The sequence below is a fragment of the Kitasatospora phosalacinea genome (assembly GCF_030268885.1).
GTDB classification, from domain to species: Bacteria; Actinomycetota; Actinomycetes; order Streptomycetales; family Streptomycetaceae; genus Kitasatospora; species Kitasatospora phosalacinea_C.
Genome location: NZ_BSSA01000001.1, coordinates 316,733 through 330,754, shown reverse-complemented (window position 1 = coordinate 330,754; position 14,022 = coordinate 316,733). Strand labels below are relative to the sequence as shown.

General features: G+C 75.5%; 11 protein-coding genes. 7 read left to right on the top strand and 4 right to left on the bottom strand.

What is annotated here, in order from left to right; all coding sequences use genetic code 11:
* Window positions 1-39: 39 nt before the first annotated feature.
* The 3 genes from QSK52_RS01390 to QSK52_RS01380 form a co-directional block, all read right to left on the bottom strand.
* On the bottom strand, window positions 40-441 hold the full coding sequence (locus QSK52_RS01390; RefSeq protein WP_033254616.1) for a roadblock/LC7 domain-containing protein: 402 nt from the start codon (window positions 439-441) through the stop codon (window positions 40-42).
* Entirely contained in the window at window positions 438-2,936 is a 2,499-nt protein-coding gene (locus QSK52_RS01385; RefSeq protein WP_285732536.1) for a nitrate- and nitrite sensing domain-containing protein, read from the bottom strand. Before QSK52_RS01385 ends, QSK52_RS01390 begins: the two co-directional genes overlap by 4 nt.
* Window positions 2,937-3,065: 129 nt before the next feature.
* A complete protein-coding gene (locus QSK52_RS01380; protein WP_285732532.1) occupies window positions 3,066-3,848 on the bottom strand; it encodes an MHYT domain-containing protein in 783 nt (260 codons plus the stop codon).
* Window positions 3,849-4,121: 273 nt separating this feature from the next.
* On the opposite strand from QSK52_RS01380, the gene QSK52_RS01375 reads away from it, so the two are divergent.
* Together QSK52_RS01375 and QSK52_RS01370 are read left to right on the top strand one after the other, a co-directional pair.
* Window positions 4,122-4,829 (top strand): LppU/SCO3897 family protein, encoded by a 708-nt coding sequence (locus QSK52_RS01375; RefSeq protein WP_285732530.1) that lies wholly within the window; start codon window positions 4,122-4,124, stop codon window positions 4,827-4,829.
* Between the two features lie 144 nt (window positions 4,830-4,973).
* Complete coding sequence (locus QSK52_RS01370) at window positions 4,974-5,873, top strand: hypothetical protein (protein ID WP_285732528.1); 900 nt, start codon at window positions 4,974-4,976, stop codon at window positions 5,871-5,873.
* Window positions 5,874-5,992: 119 nt separating this feature from the next.
* On the opposite strand, the gene QSK52_RS01365 is transcribed toward QSK52_RS01370, so the two are convergent.
* On the bottom strand, window positions 5,993-7,351 hold the full coding sequence (locus QSK52_RS01365) for a cytochrome P450 (protein WP_285732526.1): 1,359 nt from the start codon (window positions 7,349-7,351) through the stop codon (window positions 5,993-5,995).
* A 270-nt stretch (window positions 7,352-7,621) separates the two neighbouring features.
* Here QSK52_RS01365 and modA point away from each other — a divergent pair, with 270 nt between their 5' ends.
* The 5 genes from modA to QSK52_RS01340 all read left to right on the top strand — a co-directional run bounded on the left by modA (window position 7,622) and on the right by QSK52_RS01340 (window position 13,897).
* Window positions 7,622-8,416: a molybdate ABC transporter substrate-binding protein gene (modA, locus tag QSK52_RS01360; protein ID WP_285732524.1), complete on the top strand. Its 795-nt coding sequence runs from the start codon at window positions 7,622-7,624 to the stop codon at window positions 8,414-8,416.
* Window positions 8,413-9,261 carry an ABC transporter permease gene (locus tag QSK52_RS01355; RefSeq protein WP_285732522.1) on the top strand — a complete coding sequence of 283 codons (849 nt, stop codon included), beginning with the start codon at window positions 8,413-8,415 and terminating at the stop codon, window positions 9,259-9,261. Before modA ends, QSK52_RS01355 begins: the two co-directional genes overlap by 4 nt.
* Window positions 9,258-10,343: an ABC transporter ATP-binding protein gene (locus QSK52_RS01350; protein WP_285732521.1), complete on the top strand. Its 1,086-nt coding sequence runs from the start codon at window positions 9,258-9,260 to the stop codon at window positions 10,341-10,343. The genes QSK52_RS01355 and QSK52_RS01350 overlap by 4 nt, the downstream gene beginning before the upstream one ends.
* Window positions 10,344-10,450: 107 nt before the next feature.
* Window positions 10,451-11,047 carry an SMI1/KNR4 family protein gene (locus tag QSK52_RS01345; RefSeq protein ID WP_285732518.1) on the top strand — a complete coding sequence of 199 codons (597 nt, stop codon included), beginning with the start codon at window positions 10,451-10,453 and terminating at the stop codon, window positions 11,045-11,047.
* 147 nt (window positions 11,048-11,194) lie between these two features.
* Window positions 11,195-13,897, top strand: coding sequence for an MXAN_6230/SCO0854 family RING domain-containing protein (locus QSK52_RS01340; RefSeq protein ID WP_285732516.1), 2,703 nt, complete (start codon window positions 11,195-11,197; stop codon window positions 13,895-13,897).
* Window positions 13,898-14,022: the final 125 nt, after the last annotated feature.

Sequence of the window (14,022 nt, the reverse complement as noted above, 5' to 3'; positions counted from 1 at the left end):
CGGCGGACTCCCCTTCTTCTCCTGGGGTTTCGGGCTGGGCTAGTAGCCGCGCGGGGCGGCGTGCAGGTGTTCGCCGACCCGGCGGACCAGGCGGGCCATCTCGTAGGCGACCAGACCGAGGTCGGCGTCGGGTTCGGCGAAGACGGCCAGGCAGGAGCCCTGTCCGGCGGCCGCGACGAACAGGTACCCGCGCTCCAACTCGACCATGGTCTGCCGCACTTCGCCGCCGTCGAAGTGCCGCCCGGCGCCCTTGGCGAGGCTGTGGAAGCCGGAGGCGACGGCGGCCAGGTGCTCGGCGTCCTCGCGGCCGAGGCCGGTGGAGTTGCCCATCGGGAGACCGTCGGCGGAGAGCATGACGGTGAACCTGACCCGGGCGGTGCGGGTGACCAACTCGTCGAGGAGCCAGTTGAGTTCGCCGCTCTGGCGAGTGGTGCCGATCATCGGGCGCGGTCTCCTCTGTCGTGGGGGTGGTGGTCGGTGCGGTGCTCGTAGGGGTCGCCGCTGCCGCGGCCGCGCTGCCAGCCGCGCTGGAAGGCGGTCATCGCGGAGCGGGCCTGCTCGGGGTCGCGGTCGGCCGGACCGGCGGGGCGCCGGCCGGGGCGGGGCGGTTCGGGGGCCTCGCGCAGTTGCGGGGCGAGGCTGGCCTGCCGCACCCGGCGCGGGAGTTCGTCCTCCTGCTCGGCGGGCACGGCCAGCGAGGGCAGCGCCTGCACCGGCGGCGCGGGCGCCACCGGAGCCGCGGGGGCCGTCGGGGCGGCCGGGCGCGGGGCCGGGAACGGCCCGGCGGGAGCCGGGGCCTGCCCCGGGAAGGGCGTCGACGGCCGTGCCAACGGCGGGAGTTCCGGCACGGTGACCAACTCCCTTTCGTCCGGCCGGGGTTCGCTCTCGCGCTGGTCGAGCAGGTCGGTGGGCAGCAGCACGATCGCGGTGGTGCCGCCGTACGCGGAGGGTCGCAGGGCGACCTTGACGCCGTGGCGCTTGGCGAGGCGGCTGACCACGAACAGGCCGAGGCGGTCGCTGTCGAAGAGGTCGACCTGTTCGCTGGCGTCGATCCGCCGGTTGGCGTCGGCGAGCGCCTCGGGGCCCATGCCGAGGCCGCGGTCCTCGATCTCCAGGGCGTAGCCGTTGCCGACCTGCTCGCCGCGGATCTGGACCTTGGTGTGCGGGGGCGAGAACCCGGTGGCGTTCTCGACGAGTTCGGCGACCAGGTGGGTGAGGTCGGCGACGGCGGGGCCGGTGACGGCGGCGTACGGGAGGCGGTGGACGTCGACCCGGGCGTACTCCTCGACCTCGGCGACGGCGGCCCGGACCACGTCGGTGAGCGGGACGGGCTTGCGCCAGGCGCGGCCGGGGGCGGCACCGGAGAGGATGATCAGGCCCTCGGCGTGGCGGCGCATCCGGGTGGTGAGGTGGTCGAGCTTGAACAGGTCGTCGAGTTCGGCCGGGTCCTCGGTGCGGCGCTCCATCGCGTCCAGCAGGGTGAGTTGGCGGTGCACCAGGACCTGGCTGCGGCGGGCCAGGTTGACGAAGACGCCGGAGACCCCGGAGAGCACCTCGGCGCGTTCGACGGCGGCGGTGACGGCGGCCCGCTGGACGCTGTCCAGGGCGTGGTGGACCTGGCCGATCTCGTCGCCGCCGTGGTCCCGCGGGGGCACCTCGGCGTCCACGTCGACCTCCTCCCCGGCCCGCAACCTCCGCATGGTGGCCGGGAGTTTGCGCCCGGCGAGTTCGAGGGCGGAGTTGCGCAGGGCGTGCAGTTCGGCGACCAGGCCGCGGCCGATCTGGACCGAGATCAGCAGCGAGGCGAGGACGGCGACCAGGCCGAGCAGCACGGTGGCGCCGGAGGTGCTGAACAGGCCCAGCGCGTACGGGTCGGAGCGTTCCGCGGCGGCCGCGCCGGCCTGCCGTCCGACGTCGGCCAGGGCGTGCGCGACGGCGTCGGTGACGGCGGCCCAGCGGGTGTCGGGGACGCTCTGCAGGGCGTCGGACGGGTTCGAGGCGTTGAGCAACTGCTCCTCGTAGCGCCGCAGTTCCTGGTACTGGGGGCCACCGGTGAAGGCGGCCAGCGCGGCCCGGTCGGCGGGGCGCAGGTCGGGGACGGCGGTCTGCTCGAACTGGGCGCGGGCGTACCCGGCCTGGACGATCTGCCGGTACTGCGCCTCGGTGAGCTGCCTGCTGCGCTGGGCGGCGCGCACCAGGGCGTCCTCGCGGGCGAGTTGCTCGCGGGAGCGGGCGAACTCCAGCAGCACGCGGGCGTCCGCGGCCACCCGGTGGTCCTGCAGGGCGCTCAGCGAGCCGGTGGTGGCGAGGGCGTCGTCGACGGCGGCGGTGTAGACGAGGTAGGCGTCGTTCCAGGGGATGCTGCGGTCGAGGAGTCGGCCGCGCAGGACGGGGAGGGCGGCGACCGCGCGGGCGAGGGCGTCCAGGCGGTCGGCCGCCTCGGGGCCGAGCCCTTCGGCGTCGGCCCGGTTGTAGCCGGGGGCGAGGGTGAGCGGGGCGGCGGCCCGGTCGGTCTCCTGGGCGGCGGCGCGCAGGGCGGCCTCCTGGTCGGCACCGGGAGCGGCCAGCAGCTGCCCGGCCGCGGCGCGTTCGGCCTGCAGGGCGGTGACGGTGCGGTCGAGCGGGGTGCGCAGGGTGGCGTCGACCTGCTTGACCTGCAGCAGCTCCCAGACGTCCCCGGCGGCGGTGACGGTGGCGAACGCCCACAGCGCCATCACCGACACCACCGGCACCATCAGCACGGCCACGATCCGGGCCCGGACGGTCCGGGGCCGCAGGCCGACCCGGACGGGCGCGGGCAGCGCGATCGGCGTCTCGTCGGCGGGCGGCCCGGCGTGGGCCCCTCGCCGGGGCGCACCGGGCCGGCTGCGGGCCGGTCCGCGCGGGGTGCTGGGGGCGGGCGGTCCGCTGCGGGAGGTGCCTCGGCTTGCGCGCATGGGTGTGGCGGCCTTTCGGGCTACGGGGTCGTCGGGGCGGCGGCGGGTGTGCGGGAGGGCCCGGACGGGGACGGCTGGCGTGCGGGGGGCGACCGGCGTACGGGGGGTGGGCGGCGTACGGCGTCGGGCTCAGGCGGCGCGGCCGAGGTCCTCGACGGTGAGCTCGCCCGCCTCGCGGTAGGCGGCGCGTTCCTGCGCGGTCGGGGAGAGCGCGACGAACGCGGAGGTGAGGAAGAGGAAGGAGCCGAGCCCGACGGCGAGCGGGAAGACGAACTGCATGGGGGTGGCGCCGCCGAGGCCGGTGCGGGCGGGTTCCATGTGGACATGCACGGCGGCCATGCCGGTGTAGTGCATGCAGCTGACGGCGATGCCCATGACCAGCGAGGCCGCGGCGGCCGCGTACACGTTGCGGATGGTGACGGCGGCCCAGAGCGCGGCGGTGGCGGCGCCGACCGCGATCAGCACGGACAGCGCCACGGTGCCGACCTGGTAGCGCAGTTCGCCGTGGATGCGGACGGCGGACATCCCGAGGTAGTGCATCGCGGCGACGCCGACGCCGGTGGTCAGCCCGCCCAGCAGCAGGCTGCGGCCGCGGTGCCGCCCGTAGCCGACCACGAACACGCCGAGGCCGACGACGGCGATCGCGACCAGCAGGCTGAGGACGGTCAGCGCCACGTCGTAGCGCAGGTCGGTGCCGTCGACGGTGAAGCCGAACATGGCGACGAAGTGCATCGTCCAGATCCCGGAGCCGATCGCGGCGGCCGCGGTGAGCAGCCAGTTCCGCCGGGAGGCGCCGGTGGCGGACAGCGCACGCAGCGTGCAGCGCAGGCCGAGGGCCGCGCCGACGCAGGCCATCGCGTAGGAGAGCGTCGGCGTGAGCCAGCCGAAGCTGAAGTGGTCCATCGATCCCATCGGGTGCCTCCTGCGAGGGGCGTCCGCCGCTCGCCCAAGCTCTTGTGTTCCAGGGACCGTGGACGCTACCCAGAGTTGATGAATGGTCACCGGAAGATGTGAAAAGCACCCCGCGCCGTGGGGGTTCTGTGCTCGAATGGACCGACGGGGTGTGCCCCGCCCGGTACTTCCGCGCGGGCCGCCGCGGAAAACCGCTGCGCGCTGTCGGTCGGACTCGATAACCTCCGCCTGCTTCCCGGTCGAACCGGTCGAACCACTTCCCTGAGGAACAGCGTGTCCATACCCGTCCCGCCCCAGCAGACCGAGTCCCCCTACGCTGCGGGCGAGTCCCCGTACGGTGCGGGCGCCCCGTACCAGCCGGACCCGACCCAGCCGCACTGCCGCTTCTGCGGCTCGGTGCCCGCGGCGGACGTCACGGTCCGCGGCCACCAGGGCTTCCTGGTGATGATGAAGTTCCTGCGCCTGCCCGGCCCGTTCTGCCGGGACTGCGGGACGGCGACCGTCCGGCGGATGACCGCCAACAGCCTGTGGCAGGGCTGGTGGGGCCTGGCCTCCGCGCTGATCAACCCGTTCACCATGCTGATGAACCTGGTGACCTGGCTCAAGCTGCGCAAGCTCGCGCCGCCCGCCCCGGGCGCCCCCGGCACGCCGCTGCCCGTGGGCCGCCCGCTGTACCTGCGCCCGCAGATCCTCGGCCTGCTGATCCCGGTGGTGGCGGTCGGCGCGATCGTCTACAGCGCCAAGCAGGACCCGGACTTCGCGACGGCCGGCGACTGCGTCCACAACAGCGGGACGGCCTTCTCGCCGGACGTCTCGGTCGTCGACTGCGGCGGCCCCGACGCCCAGTACAAGGTGCTGGGCCGGGTGGAGTCCTCCTCCGACACCGCCTGCGCGGCGTTCCCCGACCGCGTCGCCTCGTACGTGGTGACGCGGGGCAGCAGCTCGTACAGCCTCTGCCTGGCCCGGCTCGGCGGCAACTGAGCCCGGACGGACCGGACCGCGCGGTGCCCCGTCCGCACCGTGCCGTCGTGCGCGTGTGTATCGTTCACGCGCACGACACGGTTCGCACCGTGACTTCCACGGGCGAGACGCCCGTTCCGCTACGTTCCTGGGGGGAATGTTCCCATGCGCTCCATTCGTCTGGTGGCCGCGTCGGCGGCTTTCGCCACGGCCGCGGTCGGCCTCGGCGCCGCCACCGCGTCGGCGACCGAGACCCTGAAGGCGCCGTGTTTCGGCGGCGTCCAGAACCACCCCGAACTCGCCACCACCTGGCCGGGATTCCCCGCCGAGCTGGTCAAGGGCGGCCCGGCCGTGGAGTCGACCGTCACCTTCCGGAACTCGGTGGCCCACGACGTCAAGGACTTCCGGACCTCGCTCTACGTCGCCTACCTGGACAACCCGTTGCCGGCCGGCTCCTTCGCCGTCGAGATCAAGGCTCCCGGCGGCGCGTGGAAGAAGGTCGACTTCGGCACCGGTGACCTGTCCTCCATCATCGACTCCGGCATGTACCAGATCCCGGACGGCGCCTCGCTGACGCTCTCGCTCCGCATCGCGGCCACCGCCGAGGCGCCCGTCGGGAACTACCAGGCCACGGAGAGCGGCGGGTCGGCGCTCCTGGAGGACGACAGCGACACGTTCATCCCGTGGGACGCGGCCGATCAGAAGCCCGCGTCCAACCAGAACGGCACCGGGGTCTGCACGCAGTTCACCGGGTACGCGTTCCACGACTTCACCGTGGTGGACAGCGCCACGACGGCCGCGCCGTCGACCCAGCCCTCGCCCTCGGCGACGGCCAGCGCGTCAGCCACGGCGACCGCCACCGCCACCGCGGGCGCGTCGAGCACTGCGCCGACCGCTTCTCCGACGGCTGCGCGGACGACCGCGCAGGCCGCCCCCCTGAACGCCGAGCTCGCCGAGACCGGCGCGGGCGACACGGAGCGGATCGCCGTCGGCGGTGCCGCGGCCCTGGCGCTCGGCGCCGGGATCCTGGTGGCCCTGCGCCGCCGCCGGGGCACCCACAGCTGACCCGCGCGAACCCGACCGACGCCCGCCCGGCAGCGCTGCCGGGCGGGCGTCCGGCGTTCCCGGAGGGCCTGGGCCGGGCAGGGCCCAACCGCGCGGGGTGAGCCGGACCCGGGCAGGGCCTAACCGCGCGGGGTGAGCCGGACCCGGACCGGGCCGCCGAGTTCCAGGGTGATGCCCTGGCCCAGCGGGACGTCGGTGTCGACCGCGGTGACCTCGAACGCGCGGAGCAGCGCGGCCAGCGCGAGCACCGACTCCAGCATCGAGAAGTGCTGGCCTATGCAGGCGCGCGGGCCGCCGCCGAACGGGAACCAGGCGTAGCGGTGCCGGGCGGCCTCGCGCTCGGGGGTGAAGCGGTCGGGGTCGAAGCGCTCCGGGTCCTCCCAGTGGTCGGGGTGGCGGTGGGTGACGTAGGGGGCGACCAGCACGTCCGCCCCGGCCGGGACGGGGACGCCGCCGATCACGGTGTCCGCGACGGCGCGCCGGCCGATTGCGGGCGCGGCCGGGTAGAGCCGCATGGCCTCCTTCAGCACCCGTGTCAGGTACGGGAGTTCGGCGTAGTCGGCGGCGGTGGGGCGGCGGCCGTCGGCGAGCAGGTCGGCGACCTCGCGGTGGGCGAGGGCCTGCTGCTCGGGGTGCTTGCCGAGCAGGTGGAGGGCGAAGGTCAGCGAGGTGGCGGTGGTCTCGTGCCCGGCCAGCAGGAAGATCAGCACCTGTTCGCGCAGCTCGGTGGCGTCCAGCTGCTCGCCGTCCTCGCCGCGGGCGTCGGCGAGCAGGCCGAGCAGGTCGTCGGAGCCGCTCTCCCCCTGGGCGGCGCGGCGGGCGATGATGCCGTCGCACACCTCGTACAGGGTGCGTTCGGCGGCGAGGGCCTTGCGGTGGCCGGGCAGCGGCCACTGGCGGGGCAGTCGCAGCGGGGAGAGGGCGCGGTCGCGGACGAAGCCGTTGAGGACCGGGAAGGCGTGGTGGACGGTCTCGACGGCCTCCTCGACGTCCTGGCCGAACAGGATCCGGGAGACGGTGCGCAGCGCGAAGCGGTTCATCTCCCCGGCGAGGTCGACGGTGGCGCCGGGGGCGTCGGCCCAGCGGGCGACCAGGGCCTCGCTCTCGGCGCCGATCGCGTCGGCGTACCGGTCGACCCGCTTGCGGGTGAACAGCGGCTGGACGAGGCGGCGCTGGCGCAGGTAGTCGGCGTCCTGGGAGGTGAGCAGGCCGTTGCCGAAGCTCTCCCGGATCTCGCCGTAGAAGACGTTGTCCTTGCGGAAGTTGGCGGCGTCGGTGGCGAGCACCTGCTGGACGGCCTCGGGCGAGAAGACCATCCAGATCTCGGCGCGCAGGCCGGGCGGGCCGGCCTGGATGCGGACCACGTCGCCGTGGTCGCGGTGGGCGGCCAGGTAGGTGGCGAGCGGGTCGCGCTTGAGGTCGAGCAGCGAGCCGATCAGCGGCAGACCGGGCGGGCCGGGCACGCGGGTGGCGGTCAAGGGGTCCCCTCCGTCGGTGGGCGAACCCCCGCTCGCGGGAGGTTCGCTGAAACCGCGTCAGTATCTCCCCGGGGGGCGGCGGGGCGCGAGGGCGCCCCCGGTCCGGGCGGGGCGGGCTTGAGGCATTGCACATGCAACCCTTAAGTTCGTCTTAAGGTCGCTTGTGCGATGAGACAGCAGTCTTGAGCCCCGCAGCTGCGGCACTATGATCACCTGATCGCACCCTCACCTCCTCGCCCGCCACGCCCACACGACCAGGGGAAACCATCCATGCGCAGCGTCAGACGCCTCCTCGCCGCCTCCGCCGTCCTCGCCCTCGCGGCCGGCCTGACCGCCTGCACCAGCTCCGGCGGCGGCTCCGCCTCGGTCAACCCGGCCCCGGCCCGCCCCGAGGTCAAGGGCACCGTGACGGTGTTCGCGGCGGCCTCGCTGAAGGAGTCCTTCACCGAGCTGGGCAAGCGCTTCGAGGCCGCCTACCCGGGCACCACGGTGACCTTCAACTTCGGCGGCTCCTCCGCGCTCGCCCAGAGCATCGTCTCCGGCGCCCCGGCCGACGTGTTCGCCGCGGCCAGCCCGGCCACCATGAAGACCGTCACCGACGCCAAGCTGGCCGGCGGCGACCCGACGGTGTTCGTCCGCAACACCCTGGAGATCGCCGTCGCCAAGGGCAACCCGAAGCACATCGGCGGTCTGAAGGACCTCACCGGCGTCAAGACCGCGCTGTGCGCCAAGGAGGTGCCGTGCGGCGCCGCCGCCGTCACCGCGCTCAAGGCCGCGGGCGTGGAGCTCACCCCCGTCACCTACGAGCAGGACGTCAAGGGCGCCCTGACCAAGGTCGAGCTGGGCGAGGTCGACGCGTCGCTGGTGTACCAGACCGACGTGAAGGCCGACTCCGGCAAGATCGAGGGCGTGAACTTCCCCGAGGCCGCGCAGGCCGTCAACGACTACCAGGTCGTGTCGCTGGGCAAGGCGTCCAACGCCAACGGCGCGGCCGCGTTCCTCGGCTACCTCGGCTCCGCGGACGCCCGCCGGGTGTTCACCGACGCCGGCTTCCAGGCGCCGTGACGGGCCCGGACGCCCCCCGCACCACCACCGCACCACACCCCCGGGGCCGGCGGCGGCCCCGGGGGGCCGGGCGGGTCCCGGCCGCGCTGCTGCTGCCCGCGCTGCTCGGCCTGGCCTTCCTGGTGCTGCCGCTGCTGGGGCTGCTGGTCCGCGCCCCGTGGCGCTCGCTGCCCGCCCTGCTGACCGGCCCCGAGGTGTGGCAGGCGCTCAAGCTCTCGCTGCTCTCCGCGACCCTGGCCACCGGCGTCTCGCTGCTGCTGGGCGTCCCGCTGGCCTGGCTGCTGGCCCGCACCGAGTTCCCCGGACGGCGCCTGGTGCGCGCCCTGGTCACCCTGCCGCTGGTGCTGCCCCCGGTGGTCGGCGGCGTGGCGCTGCTGCTGGTGCTCGGCCGCAACGGCGTCCTGGGCCGCTGGCTGGACGCCTGGACCGGCGTCACCCTCCCCTTCACCACCACCGGCGTGGTGGTCGCCGAGGCGTTCGTCGCGATGCCGTTCCTGGTGATCAGCGTGGAGGGCGCGCTGCGCGCCGCCGACCCGCGCTACGAGGAGGCCGCCGCCACCCTGGGCGCCTCCCGGCTGACCGCGTTCCGCCGGGTCACCCTGCCGCTGGTCGCCCCGGGCATCGGGGCGGGCGCGGTGCTGGCCTGGGCGCGGGCGCTGGGCGAGTTCGGGGCGACCATCACCTTCGCCGGGAACTTCCCCGGCCGCACCCAGACCATGCCGCTGGCCGTCTACCTCGCCATGGAGTCCGACCCCGAGGCGGCGATCGCGCTCAGCCTGGTCCTGCTCACCGTCTCCGTCGCCGTCCTCGCCGGACTGCGCGACCGTTGGATGTCGACCCCGTGAAGCCTTCCGAAGCCGCCCCCGACGCCCGTCCCGCCCTGGACGCCCGGCTGACCGTCTCCCGCGGCGCGTTCACCCTGGACGTCCCGCTGAGCGCCGAGCCCGGCGAGGTGCTCGCCCTGCTCGGCCCGAACGGCGCGGGCAAGTCCACCGCACTGCGCGCCCTGGCCGGGCTGCTGCCGCTGAGCGACGGGCACCTGCGGCTGGACGGCGCACCGCTGGACTCCCCCGCGGACGGCCTGTTCCGGCCCGCCGAGCAGCGGCCGATCGGGGTGGTCTTCCAGGACTACCTGCTCTTCCCGCACCTGTCCGCCCTCGACAACGTCGCCTTCGGCCTGCGCACCCGCGGCCTGCGCCGGGCCGCCGCCCGGGCCGAGGCGCTGCCCTGGCTGGAGCGGATGGGCCTGGCCGAACACGCCGGGCGCCGCCCCGCGAAGCTCTCCGGCGGCCAGGCCCAGCGCGTCGCCCTGGCCCGCGCCCTGGCCGTCCGCCCCCGCCTGCTGCTGCTGGACGAGCCGCTGGCCGCCCTGGACGCCCGCACCCGGCTCGACGTCCGGGCCGAACTGCGGCACCGCCTCGCCGAGTTCGAGGCCGTCGCGGTGCTGGTCACGCACGACCCGCTGGACGCCATGGTGCTCGCCGACCGCCTCGTCGTCATCGAGGGCGGCCGGGTCGTCCAGAGCGGCCGCCCAGCCGAGGTCGCCCGGCACCCGCGCACCGACTACATCGCCCGGCTGGTCGGCCTCAACCTCTACCAGGGCACCGCCGACGGCCGCCGCGTCACCCTCCCCGAGGGACAGGTGCTCGCCACCGACGAGGACCTCACCGGCCCGGCCTTCGTCGCCTTCCCGCCCGACGCGGTCACCCTGCACCGCCACCGCCCCGAGACCAGCGCCCGCAACCTCTTCCCCTGCACCGTCGCCGGACTCGACCTGCACGGCGACCGCTTCCGGGTCGACCTCACCGGCCCGCTCCCGCTCGCCGCCGACCTCACGCCCACCGCCGCCGCCGACCTCGACCTCACCCCCGGCACCCGCGTCTGGGCCGCCGTCAAGGCCACCCAGACCCACGCGTACCCGGCCTGAGCCCCGCCCCGCCCGACACCCGACGCCCCGACGTCCGACGCCCGGCTGCCCGGCCGCCCGGACCCCCTCCGCCGCGAACGTCGCAGGCAGGGCCTAGCCTCTCCCCCATGGACCACCCCCGCCCGTCCCGGGACGCGGACCACCCGTTCTGGGACGCGGACCGCCCCGCCCCGCCGCCGCTCACCGAGTCCGACCGCCTGGCCGCCGAGGAGCTGCTCGGCGTCGCCCTGCCCGCCGCGCTGCTCGACCTGCTGCGCGAGCAGGACGGCGGCCCGGTCGCGGACGGGTGCGGCGCCTTCCCCACCGACCGGCCGACCTCCTGGGCGCCCGACCACGTCCCGTTCGACCTGCTGCACGGCGCGGGCCGCCACCCGCAGGTGCCGTTCTCGCTGCTCGACGGCCCCTACCTGGCCGCCGAGTGGGGCCTGCCGCCCGGCCTGGTGCCGATCAGCGGCGACGGCCACCACTGGATCGCGCTCGACTACCGCCGCTGCGGCCCGACCGGCGAGCCCGCCGTCACCTGGTACGACGCCGAGTCCGCCACCGAACTGCCGCTGGCCCCCGGTTTCGCCGCCTTCCGCCGCGGCCTCACCTCCCCCGACGCCTTCGACGACTTCGACGACTTGGAGGCCTTGGAGGCCTTGGACGCCTCGGACGCCGCCGAGCCCGCGGCGGACCGTCCCCCCGGTCCCGCCGCCGGATAATTCGGTGGTGCACGTCGCGAGTTGGGCTAGGGTGGCGGGTGCGGGCGGCTCCGCGGCGTGCTTCCTTCTCCTTCTCTGCAAAAGAACCAGCGCGCCCTCTCTCCGCCCGCATCTTCGTCTTCCGTCACCCGTGGGGGTCCGCTCCGCATGCCCCGAGCCGTTCCGGTGAAGTTCGACGTGCGCGTCGACCTCGACCTGGGCTCCTTCCTGCTCCGCCGCCGCACCGCCGTCGCGGTGGACCCGGCGGAGCTGCTGCCCGCCGCCGACCCGTGGAGCCTGCGCGGCCTGACCGCGCTGGACGCCGACCTGGCCGCCCGCGGCTACCTGCCGACCGTCGAACTGCGCTCCGCGCTGGCCCGGTTGGCGCCGCTGCGGCTGGCCGAGCTGGGCGGTGCGCTGCTCGGGCGACTGGACCACCTGCTGGGCACCGACCGCGAGCACGCCCCGCTGTTCCGCCGTTTCCCGGACGCGGTGCCGGAGTTCGCGCAGCTCCACCACAGCCGCCGGATGCGGGCGTTCCTGCGCAGCCAGCCGCACCAGCCGTGCGCCCGCTGCGGCCGCCGGGGCGCGGAGGTCGGCGTCGGGCTGCTCGCCCCGTGCGCGCACCTGCTGTGCCCGGACTGCCTGGAGGCGCAGGACGGCCCGCCGCACTGCCCGTCCTGCGGAACGGCGCTGGCCGTGCACCCGTTCCTGTACGGCGGCAAGCGCAAGGCGGTGCGCGAGCAGGCCCCGCCGCGCAAGGGGCAGCCGGACCGGGCGGAGCGGCCGCAGGGGGCGGCGCTGCGTCCGCTGCGGCTGCTGGAGCAGGACGAACTCTCGGCCGCGCTGGCCGAGTTGACCGGCCTGCTGACCCGCCGGACGGCGCTGAACCCGCAGGACCGCGACGACCTGGCCACCCTGCTGGCGCACGCCCCGGCCGACCTGGCGGCGCGGCTGCCCGCGGAGATCCCGGTCCGCGAGACCAAGGCGGTGGCGCTGGCCGAACTGCTGCGCCGCGAGGGCGAGTCGGCACTGCCGGTGCTGGCCGAGCGGCTCACCACCGCCACCGACGTGCTGCGCCTGCTGTGGGCGTACGCGGGTGCGCAGCCGGACCTGCTGCCGGACACCGCCCGGCGGCTGCGGCTGCGCAGGCTGTCGCGGCCGCTGCGCCGCGGGCTGCTGGGCGTGCTGGAGGCGCTGCCCACCGCCGCGGTGGCCGAGGACCTCCGGCGGCACCGCGAACCCTGGCTGCGCGTCGGCGAGTTGCTGCACCCGTTCGAGTACCGGCGGCAGTTCCCCTCCACCGCGGCCGCGTTCGCGCTGCTGCGCGGCACCGACCTGGACGACTTCGCCCCCGGGTTCGCCGAACCGCCCGCGCCGCTGCGGGTGGCGCAGGTCGACGGTCGCCGCCGCTTGGCGCACACCGGTTTCGCCTCCCGGGTGGAGACCCTGCTCGCGGTCGGCGACACCTCCGGCGCACTGGCCGAACTCGCCCACCGACCCGGCGAGTTGGTGCGCCGCCTGCACCACCTGCTGCGGGTGCACGAGATCATGGAGCCCGGCACGCCGCCGCCCGCCGAGCTGTCGGCGGTGCTGGCCCGGGCGCTGCCCGCGGTCGGCCCGGGCCCGCTGCTCGGCGCGTACGGCCGCCTGCGCGGGCCGCGCAGCCGGGGCGAGCGTCGGCTCTACTTCCCGCGCGGGCTGGTCTCGTTGGCGTACGGCCGGGAGGACCACGGCACCGTCGTCCCGGCCCGGTCGAGCGCCCCGGTGGTCGCCGCGATCGAGGCGGAGCTGCTCCGGCGGTCCGCCGCGACGCTCCCGGTGCGGCCCGAACTCGCGCTGCTGGACGAGGCGTTGACGGGCATGTCGGTGCCGTTCGCGGAGCGTTCGGCGGCCCGCGCGCTGGTGTCGGTGCCGCGCGGCAGCAGCCTGCCGCTGCCGCCGGGCGAGCGGCTGCGGCTGTTCCTGCACTGGATGCAGCCGCACCACCAGCGCGTCGACCTCGACCTGTCGGTGGCCCTGTACGACGACGACTGGCGCCACCGCGGGACGTGCGACTACACGCAGTTGGTCTTCGGGCGGCGCGCGGCCGTGCACTCGGGCGACTACACGTCGGCGCCGCCGCCGAAGGGCGCCAGCGAGTTCGTCGACCTGGACCTCGCCGCGCTGCGGTCCGCCGGGGCCCGCTACGCGGTGATGATCGTGTTCAGCTACAACGACGTCCCCTTCGACCGGCTGCCGGAGGCGTTCACCGGCTTCGCGGGGGTCGACGAGGACGAGGGCGGCGTGCGCCGCGGCCCGCTGTCGGCCCGGGCGGTGCGCCAGCGGATGGACCTGACCGGGGACGCCAAGGTGTCCGTCCCGCTGATCGTCGACCTGGCGGAGCGCCGCTTCACCTGGACCGACCTCAACACCACGGCCACCAGCGGCTTCCACAGCGTCGCCCGGCACCGCGACACGATCGCCGCGCTGTGCAGCGACGTGCTCGACCACTTCGCCCCGGACCGGCGCGCCACCCTGTGGGACGTGGCCTGCGCCCGGGCCGCGCACGCCACCGGCGAGGTGCTGGTCCGCGGCCTGGACGGCACCGTCCTGCGGTGGCGGCGCCAACCGGCCGAGCCGGTCGGCGAGTTCGCCGAACGGCTGCGCCTGCGGCACGCCCCGGACGGGCCGCCGGCCACCGAGCCGCTGCCCGAACTCCTCTCCGGGCGCCGGGCGTTCCTCGCCCTGCTGGACGCCGACCTGCCGGTGCCCCCGGGCGTCCACGGCGAGCTGTACCGCCTGCACCCGGGCCCGCTGGACGCCGCACCGGACGCCCTGCGCCGCCTCACCGCCGCCGACCTGGTCGCCACCCTCGCCCCGATGCCGTGACCGCCGCGACCGCCGTGAGCACCGTGAGCACCGTACGCACCTCCCGCTCCCGTACAGTGGCGGGCGTGCATCACGGCGTCCTGCCGCCTCCCGCTCGCTGAGCGGGAGGCCGGCCACCTCCTGAG